Annotated in this window: 17 protein-coding genes; 6 read left to right on the top strand and 11 right to left on the bottom strand. The window is 46.7% G+C overall.

What is annotated here, in order from left to right:
- Positions 1 to 13: 13 nt before the first annotated feature.
- Both FEN17_RS15170 and FEN17_RS15175 read right to left on the bottom strand, forming a co-directional pair.
- A complete protein-coding gene (locus FEN17_RS15170) occupies positions 14 to 1,165 on the bottom strand; it encodes an efflux RND transporter periplasmic adaptor subunit (protein ID WP_138366190.1) in 1,152 nt (383 codons plus the stop codon).
- A gap of 166 nt (positions 1,166 to 1,331) precedes the next feature.
- The gene (locus FEN17_RS15175; RefSeq protein WP_138366191.1) at positions 1,332 to 1,766 is read right to left on the bottom strand and encodes a hypothetical protein; all 435 of its coding nucleotides are present in this window, start codon (positions 1,764 to 1,766) and stop codon (positions 1,332 to 1,334) included.
- Positions 1,767 to 2,024: 258 nt separating this feature from the next.
- Here FEN17_RS15175 and FEN17_RS15180 point away from each other — a divergent pair, with 258 nt between their 5' ends.
- Together FEN17_RS15180 and FEN17_RS15185 are read left to right on the top strand one after the other, a co-directional pair.
- A complete protein-coding gene (locus tag FEN17_RS15180) occupies positions 2,025 to 2,645 on the top strand; it encodes a GNAT family N-acetyltransferase (RefSeq protein ID WP_138366192.1) in 621 nt (206 codons plus the stop codon).
- Positions 2,645 to 3,262 carry a YdeI/OmpD-associated family protein gene (locus FEN17_RS15185; protein WP_138366193.1) on the top strand — a complete coding sequence of 206 codons (618 nt, stop codon included), beginning with the start codon at positions 2,645 to 2,647 and terminating at the stop codon, positions 3,260 to 3,262. Before FEN17_RS15180 ends, FEN17_RS15185 begins: the two co-directional genes overlap by 1 nt.
- A gap of 117 nt (positions 3,263 to 3,379) precedes the next feature.
- On the opposite strand, the gene FEN17_RS15190 is transcribed toward FEN17_RS15185, so the two are convergent.
- From FEN17_RS15190 to FEN17_RS15205, 4 genes are all read right to left on the bottom strand, one after another.
- Positions 3,380 to 4,774 (bottom strand): HmuY family protein, encoded by a 1,395-nt coding sequence (locus FEN17_RS15190; RefSeq protein WP_138366194.1) that lies wholly within the window; start codon positions 4,772 to 4,774, stop codon positions 3,380 to 3,382.
- A 32-nt stretch (positions 4,775 to 4,806) separates the two neighbouring features.
- Complete coding sequence (locus FEN17_RS15195; RefSeq protein WP_138366195.1) at positions 4,807 to 7,074, bottom strand: TonB-dependent receptor; 2,268 nt, start codon at positions 7,072 to 7,074, stop codon at positions 4,807 to 4,809.
- Positions 7,075 to 7,235: 161 nt separating this feature from the next.
- A complete protein-coding gene (locus tag FEN17_RS15200; RefSeq protein ID WP_138366196.1) occupies positions 7,236 to 7,772 on the bottom strand; it encodes a YceI family protein in 537 nt (178 codons plus the stop codon).
- A 26-nt stretch (positions 7,773 to 7,798) separates the two neighbouring features.
- Positions 7,799 to 8,137, bottom strand: a complete 339-nt coding sequence (locus tag FEN17_RS15205; protein WP_138366197.1) for an avidin-fold protein — start codon at positions 8,135 to 8,137, stop codon at positions 7,799 to 7,801.
- A gap of 258 nt (positions 8,138 to 8,395) precedes the next feature.
- On the opposite strand from FEN17_RS15205, the gene FEN17_RS15210 reads away from it, so the two are divergent.
- From FEN17_RS15210 to FEN17_RS15225, 4 genes are all read left to right on the top strand, one after another.
- Positions 8,396 to 9,238, top strand: a complete 843-nt coding sequence (locus FEN17_RS15210) for a cupin-like domain-containing protein (RefSeq protein ID WP_138366198.1) — start codon at positions 8,396 to 8,398, stop codon at positions 9,236 to 9,238.
- Positions 9,239 to 9,339: 101 nt separating this feature from the next.
- Positions 9,340 to 11,358, top strand: a complete 2,019-nt coding sequence (uvrB, locus tag FEN17_RS15215; protein ID WP_138366199.1) for an excinuclease ABC subunit UvrB — start codon at positions 9,340 to 9,342, stop codon at positions 11,356 to 11,358.
- A 52-nt stretch (positions 11,359 to 11,410) separates the two neighbouring features.
- Complete coding sequence (locus FEN17_RS15220) at positions 11,411 to 11,629, top strand: hypothetical protein (protein ID WP_138366200.1); 219 nt, start codon at positions 11,411 to 11,413, stop codon at positions 11,627 to 11,629.
- Positions 11,614 to 11,943: a type II toxin-antitoxin system PemK/MazF family toxin gene (locus tag FEN17_RS15225; RefSeq protein WP_138366201.1), complete on the top strand. Its 330-nt coding sequence runs from the start codon at positions 11,614 to 11,616 to the stop codon at positions 11,941 to 11,943. The genes FEN17_RS15220 and FEN17_RS15225 overlap by 16 nt, the downstream gene beginning before the upstream one ends.
- On the opposite strand, the gene FEN17_RS15230 is transcribed toward FEN17_RS15225, so the two are convergent.
- The 5 genes from FEN17_RS15230 to ileS all read right to left on the bottom strand — a co-directional run bounded on the left by FEN17_RS15230 (position 11,944) and on the right by ileS (position 17,575).
- Entirely contained in the window at positions 11,944 to 12,489 is a 546-nt protein-coding gene (locus FEN17_RS15230; RefSeq protein ID WP_138366202.1) for a 5' nucleotidase, NT5C type, read from the bottom strand.
- Positions 12,490 to 12,652: 163 nt separating this feature from the next.
- Positions 12,653 to 12,817, bottom strand: coding sequence for a hypothetical protein (locus FEN17_RS27290; RefSeq protein ID WP_171037931.1), 165 nt, complete (start codon positions 12,815 to 12,817; stop codon positions 12,653 to 12,655).
- Between the two features lie 95 nt (positions 12,818 to 12,912).
- On the bottom strand, positions 12,913 to 13,299 hold the full coding sequence (locus FEN17_RS15235; RefSeq protein ID WP_138366203.1) for a hypothetical protein: 387 nt from the start codon (positions 13,297 to 13,299) through the stop codon (positions 12,913 to 12,915).
- A gap of 25 nt (positions 13,300 to 13,324) precedes the next feature.
- Complete coding sequence (locus FEN17_RS15240; RefSeq protein ID WP_138366204.1) at positions 13,325 to 14,104, bottom strand: 3-hydroxyacyl-CoA dehydrogenase; 780 nt, start codon at positions 14,102 to 14,104, stop codon at positions 13,325 to 13,327.
- Between the two features lie 18 nt (positions 14,105 to 14,122).
- Positions 14,123 to 17,575, bottom strand: coding sequence for an isoleucine--tRNA ligase (gene ileS / locus FEN17_RS15245; protein ID WP_138366205.1), 3,453 nt, complete (start codon positions 17,573 to 17,575; stop codon positions 14,123 to 14,125).
- Between the last annotated feature and the right edge of the window lie 87 nt (positions 17,576 to 17,662).

Consider the following 17,662-nt stretch of genomic DNA (forward strand, 5'->3'; position numbering starts at 1 on the left):
AAATAAAAGGATGCTAGCGTGCAGAAAGCTCAATTTTACTTCCCGGCATTTTCAGGTCTCCCAGCGGAATGTTTTTCGGCTTGATCGTCGCCCCGTCTTTTAATCCCTGAAGTCCCTCACATACAATTGTTTCTCCTGATTTTAAACCTGATTTTACAACATAATAACCGGATAGCCGCGACTTGGGCACGAAGCTCCGGGTTTTGATCTTGTTGTCTTTACCCAGCACATATACGAAGTTTTTATCCTGGATTTCAAATGCGGCTTTCTGCGGTATCAGGATCGCATTATCTACCGTATTGGTTAGACGTATCGTCCCGGTTGAGCCATGTTTCAGGAGTTTTTCAGGATTGGAAAACCGCGCGCGGAATGCGATGGAGCCGGTACCTTCGTCGAAAGCCCCTTCCATGGTTTCGATCGAACCTTTGTGTTTGAAAAAAGACCCGTCGGCCAGTTCCAATTCTACGATCGCTTCTTTGTTATCGGACTTCCCACGGGCTTTGATGTATTCCAGATATTCATTTTCCGAAACATTGAAATACGCATAAACAGCTTTAGTATCAGATAATGTGGTGAGCATCGTGCCGTCGTCGATGAGGCTGCCCATTCTTTGCGGAATCCGGTCGATCACGCCGTCAAAAGGTGCTTTGATTTCCGTGCGGGCGAGGTGGATCGCAGCATTCGATTTTTCGGAGCGCGATTCCTCGATTTTTGCATTGGCGGCGGCGAGTTTGGCTTCTGCTACTTCCACTTCGGACTTGGTAATCACATTTTTATCTACCAAAAGTTTAACCCGCTTCAATTCCAGTTCAGCACCTTTGGCCTCGGCGATTGCGCTTTGCAGGTTTGCTTTCGCTTTTGCCAGAGCAGCCTCGTATTCTTCACTATTAATCCTGAAAAGCAGCTGGCCTTTTTTCACTTCCTTGCCTTCATCCACATACACTTCTTCCAGGTAACCCTTCACTCTCGCATAAATCTCCACATTCCGGATTGCCTGAATATTACCGACGTATTCGCGGTGCAAGTCTGTTTTTTGTGTCTTGAGTTCCGTCACCGGAATGGTTAAAATGCTGTCGCTGGCATCGCTCGTACCTTCGCTTTTGGAGCTGCATCCATAAAAGAATGTGCTGATTAGCAATAGGATAGGCAATCGGAAATGTTTCATGATGAGTAGTTGAATGATGGATTTGATAATTGTGGGTAAATAATGATATGCTGTCTGTCCACGCGGGGCGAACAGATAGAAAACAATGCGGCGACACACGCTTTTTCAGGAGCGCGGCATCGTTGCTGGCGGCAGGAAAGAATTCAAAAGAACGCTTGCGGCGAGATTAGAATGGGCAAAGACGGTGCAGGAAACCGTAGTATCCCGGACGGATAATGCTGCCTTTGCTGATGACCGGTAATGAAACCGATTCCCTATCGATTTTAGGGATTTGTGTAATGCTGTAATGCGTGACCGCCGGAGAAATGGAGGTCAGGAAGCGGTAAGTGGATTGTCTGTGACGAAGCAGGCTGGACAGATTTTCCTTCCATTCAAATTCGTCATCGGCCCGGACAATGGTTTCGTCCTCATAAAGCGTATCGTCTGTGCAAACGAGCTCAAACTGGGCGGTTTCAATGAAGCGGGGAGAAAATTTGACCTTCCCCGATTTGACAATTTTTCCTGATTTGAAGTGACAAGAAGCAGCGGCCTGTTGCGGAAACAGGTTAAAAGCCAGGAATTGAACAAGGCTGAAAAACAATACAAAAGTGCTTTTTGTCATGATGCTGACTAAGATCAGTTCATTAAAAATTTATACTTTTATAATGAATTCAAGAATGATTGGAACTATCAAAACGGAATTTTAATAGAATCATCCGATTTTTCAAATGTAACGATTCATGTGTAGAATCCAAATTTACGCGAACGTTAATGTGTGTTAATGAAGGGTTTCGCAAAAGAAAAAGTAGTCCTAAACTGGTATTTTCCAAAAAAATCAGCGACTTTTCAAAGTCTGGATCAGCACTGAAAAATTTACTTCATGAAGATCAAACCGATTACGACCGCGCGCTATATCCTGACGAAAATGACGGCCGCGGATGGTGACAAATATTTCAGATTGAGCAACAATGACAATGTCATGAAGTATGTCACCGGATACTCGCTGACGCGGGAGGAATCGGATCAGATGCTGCAAACTTTCCTCGAAGAATATGGTGACGATACATATTTGGGAAGATACCTGATCGAAGACAAAACCGGCGAGCTCATCGGGGCCGCCAAGCTGGACATGGTGGGTTCGGAAATTGAGATTGGTTACCGGATCCTGGAAGAACATTGGGGCAGGGGAGTTGCGACGGAAATTGCCAGAGGGCTGATCGATTTTGCAAAAAATACCCTGCAATCCAAGAATGTGATCGCTTATGTAAATGTGAATAATGCGGCGTCGATCAGGGTGCTCGAAAAATCGGGGATGGTGAATGTGGAGATGATCGAAGATCTTGATGAAGTGAAGTACAAATTCAGCTGCCTGCCGAGAGAAGCGCCGTCGAAGGAAACGCTGCTTTACATCATTTCAGGTTTGACTATGCTGATACTGCTCGCTTTTTGGAGAGAATTTCTGGACGGATTAACTATTTTGAAAGACTTTTTGACAAAATAATGAACAACACCGATCCCCGCGTCGACGCGTACATTGCAAAGTCGGCGGATTTTGCAAAACCGATTTTGGAATATCTGCGGGCACTCGTGCACCGTACTTGCCCCGAAGTGAAGGAAACCATCAAGTGGAGCTTCCCGAATTTTGACTACCGGGGCAGCATTATGTGCAGCACAGCGTCTTTCAAGGAACATTGCGCACTGAATTTCTGGCTCGCTTCCCGCATGAGCGACCCGCATCATTTGCTGGTTACCGGCGAGGAGAAAACGTCTATGGGTTCGTTAGGAAAAATCAAAAGCCTGGCCGACCTTCCGGCTGAGGAACATTTAGTCGCCTTTATCAAAGAAGCCATGTTACTGATAGACAATGGCGTAAAGCAGAAGAAACCGGAAAAACCGAAGGAGCCCAAAGAATTGATCGTTCCCGATTATGTGCCGGCAGCATTAGCGAGAAGTCCGAAGGCGCTCGAAACTTTCAACAATTTCAGCTATTCCCACAAAAAGGATTACGTGGAATGGTTTGAAGAGGCAAAAACGGAGGCGACGCGCAACAAGCGAATTGATACCGCCATCGAGTGGATGGAGGAAGGAAAATCAAGACACTGGAAGTACCAGAGATAGGGACCAGTTAAACTGGCCGTCTGCATCCGAGGACATCTCTGAATGTTCTAATAAAATATTTAAGTTAAAGACCAGCGGGACAGGAAGTTAATCCCGTCCCGCTGGCTGGATTTAAAATTAAGCGCCTTTTTTTACCAGCTTGTATTCCAATTTAGGCTTGCCGCGCTCGCCGCCATCGTTCGGGTGGAAGCTCACAAACCGCAGCTTGTAAATGTTGCCCGCAGGATCTTTGATCAGGTAATAACGATCTGTTTTTACACCCACAGTCCCGCCGGAAGTAACCCGCCATTTTGATCCGATGGCGTCAGCGGCAGAAGAGAATGTGATGCCAGTAAGGTTAGCTTCTGCAAATGCGTCGTAAGTGGCAGTGGTAGTCAGCACTTCCGCAGCCTGCACATTCGCCAGTTTGTTGGTAAAAACAAGATCGGAGAAGCCATAAGGGATCAATCCGGTGCCGAAATTGGTATAGTACATGCTATAACCCCATTCCAGGTCCCAGCGATCTTTCGCAGGCTCCACATCAACCGTCGCGCCTTTTTCCAAAGAAACATATTCGAAATTGTAAGCCGCATCTTTGCTGATATCCAGCGATTTGAAGGTTGTTTCGTTCAGTTTAGCATACTGCAATGTGTAGCCTGTGCCTTTGCGCAAAACCCGGATTTTGTACAGATCCGTGGCGGGAAGTACCGTGGCGCTGCCGCCTTTGCGGTTCAAAACGTATACTTTGTTGTCGGCGTCGGTAGCAGAAATTTCTTTGATAACGGTTTTGGTCAAATCGCCCGTCGCGTCGTCTACCAGGCTTAATTTACCTAAACCTTGTCCAACTGCCAGAGAATCAAGTACCAGGTCTTTTTCGGATACTGCATTAATGTCCGATTTGTTGATCATCAAAGCAGACGCGCCATTTGAGCGATTGATCACGACGCGGAAATCAGTGCTGCCCAGGAAGCCCAGGTCCCAGCTATCGCGGAGAACAGGCGTTTGAGTATTGCTGCTCAGGTCAAGAAAAACAGAATTAGCCGCACTGCTGCCCGCCTCAGAACCTGCGATACCATTTAATTGAATGCTGGTACCGTCGGAAATGATGGCTGTAAAACTCAATTTCAGTTCGGGCGCCGTGCCGATCAATGCTGGCGTACCTACTGAGGTGATTTTGAACGCAATGCTCTCGTCGCCGTCCAGGAACACGCCCGTTTTTTTGTTTACTTTAAATGATGCCGAAGATTGTCCGGCAGGTACGGACAATGTGATCGCGTTGTTGGTTACCGCAGGTGTTGTGGTAAATTCTTTGTCATAAGTAAGCTGGGTGGGGTTTACCGAAATGGTTATGGGTGTCGCCGCATCTACGGCGCGGGACAGCACGACTTTGATTTCCGTTTCGTCGCCTTCAAAGCCTTTTGCATTGCTTTCAAAAGCAGCCAGATTATCCGGTAGTGGCGGCTCATCATCATTACATGCGTTGAAAATTCCGACAAATGCGATCAGCAGCAGCGACTTAGCTATTTTCTTCATTTTTGTTTTTGATTTATTTGAAAGGGTATTAATTAATTTTTTGACCATTGAATGTTCAGGCCGACGAAGTAAGACCGGCCGTAAGACAGTGGCACCGCGCCGCCCGTACTGTGCGCGCCGCCGGTATCCGTAGAAGAATTGTTGAGCGACGTGACGTCGAAGAGGTTTTTTACACCAGCCAGCAGGTTGACATATTTGCTCAAAGTTTTATTGAGCGTCAAATCGGCCATGTGAAATCCGGCGGTTTCGGCCAGGTGAACATTGACCTGATCCGTCGTTTCGTAGATCGGCCGCTTGCCCGAATATTTGTAAAACAAGTTAACGCCCGCACCGATTTTCCGGAACGTGTAAAGGATATTGGTATTGATTTCCGGCGACCAGACAAACTGCGGCAACTCGCCAAATGCTTCCGGATTGTCCGAAAACTGGTTGTACCGGCCTATATAAGAGCCGCCAATGCTGGCTTGCAGGTTTTTGAGAAAGATCTTATTGTCGAGCGTGAAGCCTGTGGTTTTGAAAAGACTGACATTCAGGTAAGTCGTTTCGCTGGGATTTTTCGGATCGATTCCGATATCGATCAGGTTGTGGAAAATATTGTAAAAGCCGCCTAATGTGGAGCTTACCCGAGCATGCGTCCGGCTGACGGACTGCCAAACGAGGAATGAATTGAAGCTATTGGAATACTCCGCTTTCAAATTCACATTGCCGCTGATCGAGTGGGAGGCGTCGTGGAAATCGAAGTAAAGTTCACGAAGTGCGGGTGACCTAAATCCTCTTGCGTACCCGAAGCGTAGGTCGAGGGTTTTGGTCAAAGCCAGCTTACCATTGATAGACGGGACCACCGGTGGAGCATCGTAAACCGAATTTTTCAGAAATCTTAAACCCGGCGCCAGTTTCAGTACCTGACCAATTTTCACCTCGGGTGCCAGAAAAAGGGCATATTCTGCAATGCTGGGCGAGCCGAGAATGCGCGCGCCGGAGCTGTGATTGTCTGTTAAATCAATCCCGGCGAGGAGCGAAAAATTGTTTGCAAACTTGTAAAAAGCAGTTCCCCGAAAGAATGTAGTTGTGAAAACCGACTTATCCTGGGAGCCGGGATCGAGCGATAATGTGCGGCGCCCGAGAGAATCGACATTGGTACTGAGGGTTTTGCGGGAATAATCTGTATAGGAAAGTACAGCATTGGCATTCAGTTTGTCACTAACCTTGATCTCCGATTGCACCTGGTGAAACCAGCGGTAAGTGTTGTAATCTTTGTCTGCAGCGATACCACTGATCGGATTGCGGTTTCCAAGATATTGGATTGTCTCGTCGGTGCCATTGAACCGGTACCAGACATTCCATTTGTTTCCCTGAAAACGCGCTCCTGCGGTATAAAGCAGCTGTTCTTTTGGCATCCAGTCCTTTGCCCGGCCGGTGGAATTTCCCTGCCAGCCACCAAAATTGTTACGGGTAACATTGCCCGAAAGTTGCAGCCGCTGGTTTTGCCAGGTTACGCCAACACCTTCATTATGAGTGCCTCTTTTTGTAAAAGGATCATATTCGTCACCCGAAGTTTCTTCCTGTATCCGCGCCGCAACCGTGAGGTTTGAGCCATCACTTTTTTTAGTAATAATGTTGATCACCCCGGCAAGTGCGTCGGTACCATAAATGACTGACATCGGCCCTTCGACGATCTCTATACGTTCAATGGTATTAATGTCAATCTGCCCCAGACTTTCCCGTGTACTGCCCCGGTCCACCATCGGCACACCGTTCAGCAAAATCTTGACGCTCTGGCCCGACATGCCCATCAGCTGCACATCCGTGGTACCCAATGTAAGGTCATTCGAAAAACGTATACCCAGCTCCGTGTTTAAAATCGTTTGGAGATTAGTCGCTCCCCGCAGCCGGATTTTCTCGCTATCGATGGTCCGGACCTGGTAAACTGAGTTTTTAAGAGACTGCGGCCCAGACTGTCCGGTGACTACCATTTCATTGAGGGAAAGCGGCGATTCAAGGATAATCAGGTCATTTATTACCAGAGTTTCACCTGATTTCACTTCCACATTGAGCACCTTATCATCATTTCCCAGCGTCTTGGCGATTAATGTATAGCTTCCCTCCGCAGCTTTGATTTTGAATTCGCCTTTTTCGCCGGTCTCCGTACCGTGTGATGTTCCTTTAAGATAAATGCTTGCCCCGATCACCGGCTGGCCGTCCTTAGAAATCAACTTTCCTTCCAAAAAACCTTCGCCTGTTTGCGCCAGGGAAATTATTGCTGATAGGATCAGACAGCAGAAAGTAAAAGAAAATTTCATCGAGGAGTTGTTTAGACTAACATATTCGCAAATGTGAATATTATTTAGACTAATTACAATTAATGGTTGCGAGAAATTTTTGGTACCCGATATGAATTGGCACAAAATAAAAAATCCTCACTGCTAATGTATTGGCAGTGAGGATTTAAGAAATGTTGAATTTACTTAATGTTCGCTTTAAGATCGACGGTTACAATGTCTTTGAGCTTCCAGTCTTTCCTGCCAATCTTGTAGTCTAGGCGATTTATATCAAATGTGCTGGTGAGGGTATAGCCGCCGTCTGCATTTTTTTTAGCTTCAAAAGGCAGGCTGACGGTTTTCGAAACGTCGCGCATGGTCAATGTGCCGGTCGCCAGATATTTTGAATCTTTTTTCTCGACTTTGGACGATTTGAAATGAATGTCCGGATACTTTTCAACATAAAAATACTTGTCGCTTTTCATATCCTTGTCCCGCGTGCTACTGTTTGTTTTGAAGCTTGACGCATTGATTTTCAGGTCAAAAGAAGAAGCGCCGACCTGCTTTTCATCAAAAACCGCCGAACCTCGCGGCCCATCAAATGTGCCGTGGCAGGTACCCATGATGAATTTGACACTGAAATCCGTAGTCCCGGAAACAACCTTGGAAGTCTGCGCAGAAGCATTCAATGACGCAAAAACAACTACAATTACCAGCGTGAGTTTTTGTAAAACATTCATGGCTTTCATTTTTTATTGATAATCAGTTATTTCTCTTCCAGCATCGAGTCACCTTCGGACATATCGCCCGAGGTCCATTTCCACTTTTCATGCAGCCTGATTTTGCCGTCGGACATGATTTCCGGCGTCGATTTACAGATTCCTGTCATCAGTTCGCCGCGCAGGTTGACCTGGTGATACCGCATATCCAGGCCGCCATTTTCATCGACCAGCGCAATCAAATGTCCGTAAAGAATCGAGTCGCCGTGGTAAGTCGAGGTTACAATGTTGCCGGACTGATGATATAAAAACTCCATCCCGGTTTCCACTTCCCCGTTTTCGGAGTTCGAAACTGCTTTAAAAATTCGGTTATTATAGTTGATCATAGAATGTGGTCTTTTGATATACGTAAGCAATCTAACAAAGGTTGCCTGAAAATTTGTCGACTTTCTGTGTATCTATTTAGTCTATCTAGTTTAAAGGGTATGTGTGATTATATGAAGCGAAATTTATATTTTTGAAATCTCTTTAATACATTTGACCGGGCATACGCGCTATAAAAAATGGATCGTTAATGTCTCTGTTAGTGTTTGAGTTTGACAGTACTACAATCTAGTCGATTACCTATTTACTCTGTTTCTATTATGAAATTAGTGCCCATAGAGAAGCGAAGCGGTCTTACCCGTGAAGAATTTATCGAGAATTATTTAAAACCAAGTAAACCTGTCGTCTTTACCGATCTTGCAAAAGATTGGCCTGCGGTACAGAAATGGACATTTGACTGGTTGAGAGAGAACCACGGTTCGCTGGATGTTCCCCTGGTCGACAACCACATTCACGATGCCGACAAGTATTTTCAGATCGCAAAAACGATGAAGTTTGGCGATTATCTTACGCTCATCGAAAACGGCCCGACAGACCTTCGCATCTTCCTTTTTGATATTTTCAAAAAAATCCCTGAGCTGGCCAATGATATCCGTTTTCCGACGATCATGGACGGCTTTTTGAAATCCTATAAGTTTGTTTTCTTTGGCGGCGAAGGCTCTATTACCAGCCTGCATTATGATATGGACTGCTCCAATGTGTTCCTGACGCAGTTCCAGACCCGCAAGCAGATCATTTTATTTTCACCCGAAGAAACCCGCCGGCTCTATCACCACCCATTTACGGTGATGAGCAAAGTAGATCCACTGAACCCTGATTACGAGCGTTTTCCGGCATTAAAAGGCGCAGTAGGCCACGAAACAATCCTGACCCACGGCGAAACGATATTCATTCCGTCACTTTGGTGGCACTATATCCGTTACGTCGATGGCGGTTTCAGTCTGGCTTTGCGGGCGAATAATTCGATTTTTACAGCTGTGCGCGGCGGTATGAACCTGGTTCGCCACACATTTGTCGACAAAAGCATGACCAAGCTGCTCGGTCTCGAGTGGCAGCATTGGAAAGAGAAAAAGGCGGTTGAAAACGCAGAGTCTGTCTTGTAGATTCTGGCATAAAAAAGCGAAGGCCGTACCTGAGTTACAGTTTTTCAAGAACTAATCTATCTTTGAAAAGCGTTTACTCAGGTACGGCCTTTTACTTATTTATGGATTTTCAACTCACTTCCCAATACATGCCGACGGGCGATCAGCCCGACGCGATCGATCAACTTACAAGAGGAATTGAAGCTGGCGAACCGGCGCAGACTTTGCTCGGGGTAACCGGTTCCGGTAAGACTTTTACAGTTGCGAATGTGATTTCCCGAGTTAACAAACCCACGCTGGTACTGAGCCACAACAAGACGCTCGCGGCGCAGCTGTACGGGGAATTCAAGCAGTTTTTTCCTACGAATGCGGTGGAGTATTTTATCAGTTACTACGATTATTACCAGCCGGAAGCATTTATTTCTACCACCAATACTTATATCGAAAAGGATCTTCAAATAAATGAAGAGATCGAGAAGTTACGGCTGCATACGGTTTCTTCTTTGATGAGCGGACGACGGGATGTAGTGGTAGTGGCCTCAGTCTCTTGTATTTATGGTGCCGGAAATCCAAATGAATATAAAAGGAGCATTGTCAGCGCGAGGGTAGGCGACATTGTTAGCCGAAATCAATTTCTTTTCAGGCTGGTCGAAATCCTTTATAGCCGCACGGAAGTGGAATTCAACCGCGGAACATTCAGGGTGAAAGGTGATACGGTGGACGTTTTTCCTGGATACGCCGATTTTGCTTATCGCTTCATATTTTTTGGGGATGAAATCGAAGAAATCCAACGCATTGAACCTGAAACCGGCAAGAAAATTTCTTCCGACCGCGCTATCGCCATTTTCCCGGCCAACCTTTTTGTGACCGGTCGCGATGTACTTACGCAATCGATCAAGGAAATCCAGGATGACCTTTCGCAGCAAATCCAGTTTTTTACGCAGGAAGGCAGGTTAGCGGAGGCTGAGCGGGTGAAGGAGCGTACAGAATTTGATATGGAAATGATGCGCGAGCTGGGTTACTGCTCGGGAATCGAGAATTACTCGCGCTATTTTGACAGACGTTTGCCGGGCCAGCGACCTTTCTGCTTGCTCGATTATTTTCCGGATGATTTCTTGATGGTCGTAGATGAAAGTCACGTGACCATGCCGCAGATCCGCGCCATGTGGGGTGGTGACCGGTCCCGGAAAGAGCAGTTGGTGGAATATGGTTTCCGTTTGCCTTCTGCATTGGACAACCGGCCGCTGACATTCCAGGAGTTTGAAGACATGACGCCGCAAACGATTTTTGTGAGCGCGACACCGGCAGAATATGAGTTGCGCAAATCAGAAGGTGTTGTTGTAGAGCAGATTATCCGCCCAACTGGCTTGCTGGATCCCGAAATTGAGGTGCGGCCGAGCCTGAACCAGATCGACGATTTACTGGAAGAAATTACCAAGCGGATCAAAATGGGGGATAGGGTGCTGATCACGACGTTGACCAAAAGGATGGCCGAGGAACTGAGCAAATACCTGGACCGGGTTGGAATCAAATGCCGCTACATTCACTCCGAAGTGAAAACATTGGACCGCGTAGAAATCCTGCGTGAGTTGCGGCTGGGTGTTTTTGATGTTTTGGTGGGGGTCAACCTGCTGCGTGAGGGACTCGACTTGCCGGAAGTTTCCCTGGTAGCGATTATGGATGCTGATAAAGAAGGTTTCCTCAGAGATACCCGCTCCATGATCCAGACCATCGGCCGCGCCGCCCGAAATGACCGTGGGAAAGTGATTATGTACGCCGATGTCATTACCGGCTCCATGCAGCTGGCGATCGACGAAACCAATCGCCGGAGAAGCATTCAGATCGAGTATAACATGGAAAACGGCATTGTCCCCAAAACAATCCGGAAATCCCGCGAAGCGATCATGGAACAAACTTCCGTTGCCGACTCCAAAGTGCGCAAAGTGTACGTCGAGCCCTCCGAAGTCCGCATCGCCGCCGATCCGGTCGTTCAATACATGGGCAAAAACGACCTACAAAAACTCATCGCCGAAACCCAAAGAAAAATGGAATCCGCCGCCAAAGATCTGGACTTTCTGGAAGCTGCGAGGCTGCGGGATGAACTGATGCAGTTGAAGGAGCGGGCGAAGGAGAAGGTTTAGGTTAGTTATTAAAATATCACCTATATTTATCCAAGCTTTAAATATACATGCTATGATAAAGACCGTTATGGTGCCTGATAATCAAAATGTTTCCCTCAAATTACCTGAATCCTACATTGGAAAGCAGGTTGAAATTATCGCATTTACTGCAAATGAGGTTTTCAATGATCCTAAAATGAAGGATAAGCCGCTGACCCATCACGCAAGTCAGGCAGTACTTTCCAGGGATTGGTCCAACTCAGAAGAAGACAGCGCGTGGGAAAATTTGTAAAAGGAGAAGTTGTAGTCATTCCTTTCCCGTTTTCGGATCTATCAGGGTCAAAAAGAAGGCCGGCGCTAGTCTTGGCTGATTTAAGCGGTGACGACATTTTATTATGTCAAATCACCTCCCAATCTGCAAGAGATCCTTATTCCGTCCCACTTGTTTCCAACGATTTCATCGGCGGTTCTTTACCGGTCAACAGTTTTATACGTCCGACGCGGATATTTACAGCAGATAAAAACATCATTGTTCGAAAAGCCGGGCTTGTAAATAGCAAAGTTGTAAATGTTGTTACTCAAAAGATTATTGATCTTTTGAATTAATCAAATATGCTTAGCCAATTCCCCTTCCAGCAATGCCAGTGCCTCTTGCCAGTTATTAACCCGGGTATGCCTGTCCACATTCACATTGTGGCCGGCTGTGAAAAGAATTGGCGTGCCTTGGCAGAAATCCAGATTTTTTAAATGGTCGTCGATCAGGTAATCTGTGTTGATTACACGTTTGTCGCCGCAGAAAACGATGTTTTTCCAATGGATGGAAGGGAAATGTTCGGCGAGCCACTCGTATTTTTCAGGAAGTGAATTCGGGAATTCCATCGCGGCGGAAACGATGAAGACGTCGAAATTTTGCTGCAACTTAATTAGTGCTTCCTGAGCGCCAGGGATTACGGGTGCATTCCGGAAAAATCCCGGCTTGAAAATCAGGCTTCTGGCAGCGAGCGGGTCGGGGAAAGCGTCGTCTTCCGGCTTGCCTCTTAAATCTTCCTTTCTAATTCTTACACCAAATTCGGCATTATATAATCCGATCCAGTTGGTTTCAATATCCGCGATGACATTGTCCATGTCGACGGCAATAGATTTTCTGCTCATTTTTCAATCAATGTAGTTTCAAATAACTTGCTCCAAAAGTATCCATAATCTCCAATATTGTCTGCCCGGCCGAGCGGTTAATGTTGATGATCACCGATCAGCCGGGAGACAATGAGACATTTGAAATTTATTGAAAATTGGGTATCCGATTAGTGGAAGGCACTTAACCTTTGTCATCCGGCGTGGTCTGCTCGATTTTAAATGCAGTATCGTCCGCAGATTTGGTATCGTGATTGATGGCGCTGGCAAAGCCAAGCATATACGAAAGCGCCAGCCGCCAAAGCCACTTCCGGACGCCTTTCAGAAAAGCGATTATATAAGTTTTCATTTTCCATTTTCAGGTTTAGATAAACAGGAATTGAGCTTATTCCATCAGGAACAAGCTTGGGAAACCGCAGCATTAAAGCGCTGCGCCAGGTTTAATCAGGAAAATGAAAAGAAAGAATCCTCGGAAGTAAGGCTCCTGCTGCGGAAATGCTGGGTGGAATTGACGGGCAAAGCAGGAAGTTTGAATGTATAGTCAGCGCCGGTTGAGACAAGCATTCCCAGCTTTTTACTTAATGCATTTAGAATTAAAAATTCCTTGTCATTGCTTCTTTTTAAATATGCACCAGTTTTTGAAAACTGATAAATGCCGGGAACGTTGGCTGGATTTTCCCGAAAACCCATCGCAATCTGGGTCGATTCGCGGGAGAAGGAAGAATTTGCCGGGCCGGTTTCATGGAGAAGAAAAATTCCGAAAGACAATACCGTCAACATCAGCCAATTCAATGCTGATTTTCGATCTGATATGTTCCGGAATAACTTCATTTTGAAAATAATATAATGTTAAAATCTATCTCGGTGCCATCCTGATAGCGCCATCCAGCCGAATAACCTCACCATTCAGCATCGGGTTTTCGACGATGGATTTTACCAGCAATGCATATTCCGAAGGCCGCCCCAAGCGCGAGGGAAATGGTATCTGCTGCCCAAGCGAAATACGCGCATCTTCCGGCAACCCCAGCATTAAAGGTGTTTCAAAAATCCCGGGCGCTATCGCCATCACGCGGATCCCGGACTTCGCCAGATCTCTCGCTACCGGCAATGTCATACTCACAATCCCACCTTTGCTGGCCGCATAAGCTACCTGGCCCATTTGCCCGTCGAATGCCGCTACCGATGCCGTATTTATGATCACGCCACGCTCACCTTCTTCATTTGGCTCATTTTTTTCCAAAATAAAAGCGCCGAGCCGCATCACATTGAATGTCCCGATCAGATTCGTGCGGATCGTTTTTTCAAAAACTTCCAGCGAATGCGGACCATAAATACCATCAACCTTTCCGACAATTTTACGGGCAGGAGCCACACCGGCGCAATTCACAATAATTTGAACCGAACCAAAAATTTGCAAAGCAAGATCAATCGCACGCTGCACGTCATTTTCACTGGCAACGTCAGCTTTGACAAATTTTAGCTTGCCGGTAAATTCATTTTCCAGCTCGGTACCAGCGTTTTCATTCAAATCCAGCACAACCACATTTGCGCCTTGCTCCAAAAACAAACGGGCGGTAGCCTCCCCTAATCCGGAAGCCCCGCCTGTTATGATTGCTGTTGCGTTTTTGAGTTGCATAAGCTGGTTTTCTATAATCTACACCACCTCAATCTTCACCTTCAAAAGGAACTCATCCATTTCAATTTCCTTCGCCTCGCCATTCAAATCACCAACCAAACTTAAATTCAAAGCCTGCACTTCCTGGCAAATGTACTCTTTGTTGGAAGTGACCGCAGTGGCCAGCAGGCTGTCATTGTTCTGCAATGTAATCCTGATTTTGTCGGTTACTTCGAAACCGCTGTCTTTTCTCAGGTTTTGCACGCGGTTTACGAAATCGCGGGCGATTCCTTCCAGGCGCAGTTCGTCAGTTACGGTGATATCGAGTGCGACGGTCAGACCGCCTTCGCTGGCTACCAGCCATCCTGGCACATCTTCCGCGATAATTTCCACGTCGCTGATTGCGATTTCGATCGGGGAGGATGCGGTGTGCAATGTGATAGCACCACTTCTTTCAATATCCTTGATTTCAGTTTCGGTCATCGCAGAAATCGCACCGGCCACTTCTTTCATTTTAGGGCCGAACTTAGGTCCTAATGTTTTGAAATTCGGCTTGATTTTCTTTTTCAAAATGCCGCTGTCGTCATGCACAAATTCGACCGTTTTGACATTCACCTCAGTCAAAATGATGGAAGTTACCTGCTCGATCTGACGCTTTGTTTTATCGCTCAAAACCGGGATCAAAATTTTCGAAAGCGGCTGACGCACTTTGAGTTTATGACCTTTCCGGATCGAATGTACCAGCGAACTGATCTTTTGCGCCAGCTCCATCGATTCTTCCAGATCAAGATCTATCTCACTGCTTTCGATCTTCGGCCAGTAAGTAAGGTGCACAGAATCAAACTGATAACCTGTATTATTAGCAATCGAAGCTGCACGGTCACCGTCAGTCAGGCTTTTATATAACCATTCCGCAAAAAACGGCGCGATCGGCGACATAAGCTGCGAAACCGTCACCAAACAATGCTGCAATGTTTCGTAGGCCGCTTTTTTATCCTCCGTCAAGCCCTGTCCTGATTCCTGCGAAGGGTTCCAGAAGCGGCGGCGGTTCAAGCGGATATACCAGTTTGAAAGCTGATCGGTCACGAAATCCTGAACAAGTCGCCCTGCTTTTGTCGGGTTATAATCATCAAACTGCTCGCCGACTTCCTTGATCAGGGTGTTCAGCTTCGACAAAATCCAGCGGTCGAGTTCAGTGCGGCTTTCCACTGGCACTGATGTGGCTTCGTGGAATTCATAACCGTCCAGATTGGCGTACAGCGCAAAGAAATTATAGGTATTCGTCAGCGTACCGAAGAATTTCCGCTGCACCTCGCCGATCCCGTCAATGTTGAATTTCAGGTTGTCCCAGGGCTCCGCATTGGTGATCATGTACCACCTCGTCGCGTCGGGACCATATTGGGAAATAGTCTGGAAAGGATCGACGGCATTGCCAAGACGTTTGGACATCTTGTTGCCATTTTTATCCAAAACCAAACCGGTAGAAACGACATTTTTGAATGCCACCGAATCGAACAACATGCCCGCGATCGCGTGCAATGTGAAGAACCAGCCACGTGTCTGATCCACGCCTTCCGAGATAAAATCTGCCGGATAACTTTGGTTAAATATCTCCTGATTTTCAAACGGATAATGCCACTGTGCATACGGCATCGCGCCTGAATCGAACCAAACGTCGATCAAATCCGGCTCGCGGTGCATCACATGCCCGTCTTTGGAAACAAGCACAATGTTGTCCACATAAGGTCTGTGCAGATCGAAATCGCCGTGCTGCAGTTTCAACAAATATTCAGAATTGTGGAAAGCCTGCTCTTTAGTCAAATGTCCTGAAAGCAGCGCTTCTTCCAGAAAATCCTTTAATTCTTCAATCGACCCGACACACACTTCGTTGCCATAATCATCCCGCCAGATCGGCAGCGGCGTGCCCCAGTAGCGCGAGCGCGACAAATTCCAGTCAACCAGATTTTCCAGCCAGTTGCCAAAACGTCCGGTTCCCGTACTTTCCGGTTTCCAGTTAATTGTTTTATTAAGCTCAACAAGACGATCTTTCAAAGCCGTAGTTTTGATAAACCAGCTGTCAAGCGGATAATACAAAACCGGCTTGTCCGTACGCCAGCAATGTGGGTAGGGGTGCTCGTATTTTTCTACTTTAAAAGCCTTGCCCTCTTCCTTTAATTTAATGGCAATTAAAACGTCCGTCGGTCTGAACTCCGGATCATTCTGCTCTTCGTCAGAGTAATATTCAGGCTTCACAAATCGGCCTGCATAGTCTGTAATTTCTTTTACAAAACGGCCTCTACGATCTACAATCGGTACTTCTTTGCCATTTTCATCCTTCACCATGATGGCAGGGATTCCGTTTGCCTGCGCTACCCGGAAGTCGTCCGCACCGAATGTTGGAGAGGTATGTACCACGCCGGTACCGTCTTCGGTGGTCACAAAATCACCGAGGATGACGCGGAATGCGGGTTTGTCAGACGGTCCGATGGTTGGCTGGATATAGGGCATTAACTGCTCATACGCAATGCCTTCCAGATCTTTTCCTTTAAACTCAGCCAAAATAGTCCACGGCAGCAGCTTTTTATCACTGGCTGCAAAACCATCAAAATCACCATCCTGCCCTTTTTCAGAAAAATATTTTCCCACCAGATCCTTTGCCAAAACTACCGCAACCGGCTCGTAGGTGTAAGGATTGAATGTTTTTACCAAAACATAATTAATGTTGGCGCCGACGGTCAGTGCGGAGTTTGCCGGAAGGGTCCATGGAGTCGTCGTCCAGGCCAGGATACGGATATCCAGGTCTTCCACACCAGCAATGTTTCCAAAAACCTGATATGTTTTTGGCGTAGTCACCTTGAACATCGCCACGATCGTCGTATCCTTCACATCCTTATATGTCCCCGGCATGTTGAGCTCATGGGACGAAAGGCCGGTTCCGGCAGCCGGCGAGTAGGGCTGGATCGTATATCCTTTGTAGAGCAAGCCTTTGTCATACAGCCTTTTAAGCAGGTTCCAAAGACTTTCAATGTATTCACTTTTATAGGTAATGTAAGGATCTTCAAGGTCGACCCAGTAGCCCATTTTTTCGGTCAGGTCATTCCACTGATCCGTGAATTTCATGACCGTCTGGCGGCATTTCTCGTTATAATCTTCTACCGAAATGGTTTTGCCGATATCATCTTTGGTGATGCCCAGCTCCTTTTCTACCTGCAACTCCACCGGCAAGCCATGCGTATCCCAGCCGCCTTTGCGTTTGACCTGAAAACCCTGTAATGTTTTATAGCGGCAAAAAATATCCTTGATCGACCGCGCCATCACGTGGTGAATGCCGGGGGTGCCATTTGCGGACGGCGGGCCTTCAAAAAAAGTGAATGTCGGTGCGCCTTCGCGGGTGTCGACAGATGCTTCGAAGATTTTTTTATCTTTCCAGAATTGCAGGACTTCGTCCCCGATTTGCGGGTAACTCAGGTTTTTATACTCGTTGTATTTCATGATAACATTTAGCTATTAGCGGGTGGCTGTCAGCTGTGGTATAAGTGGCACTAAATTCTAAACCCGTCCGGATTTTTAAAGGTGCAA

It is taken from the genome of Dyadobacter luticola (genome assembly GCF_005860805.1).
GTDB classification, from domain to species: domain Bacteria; phylum Bacteroidota; class Bacteroidia; order Cytophagales; family Spirosomataceae; genus Dyadobacter; species Dyadobacter luticola.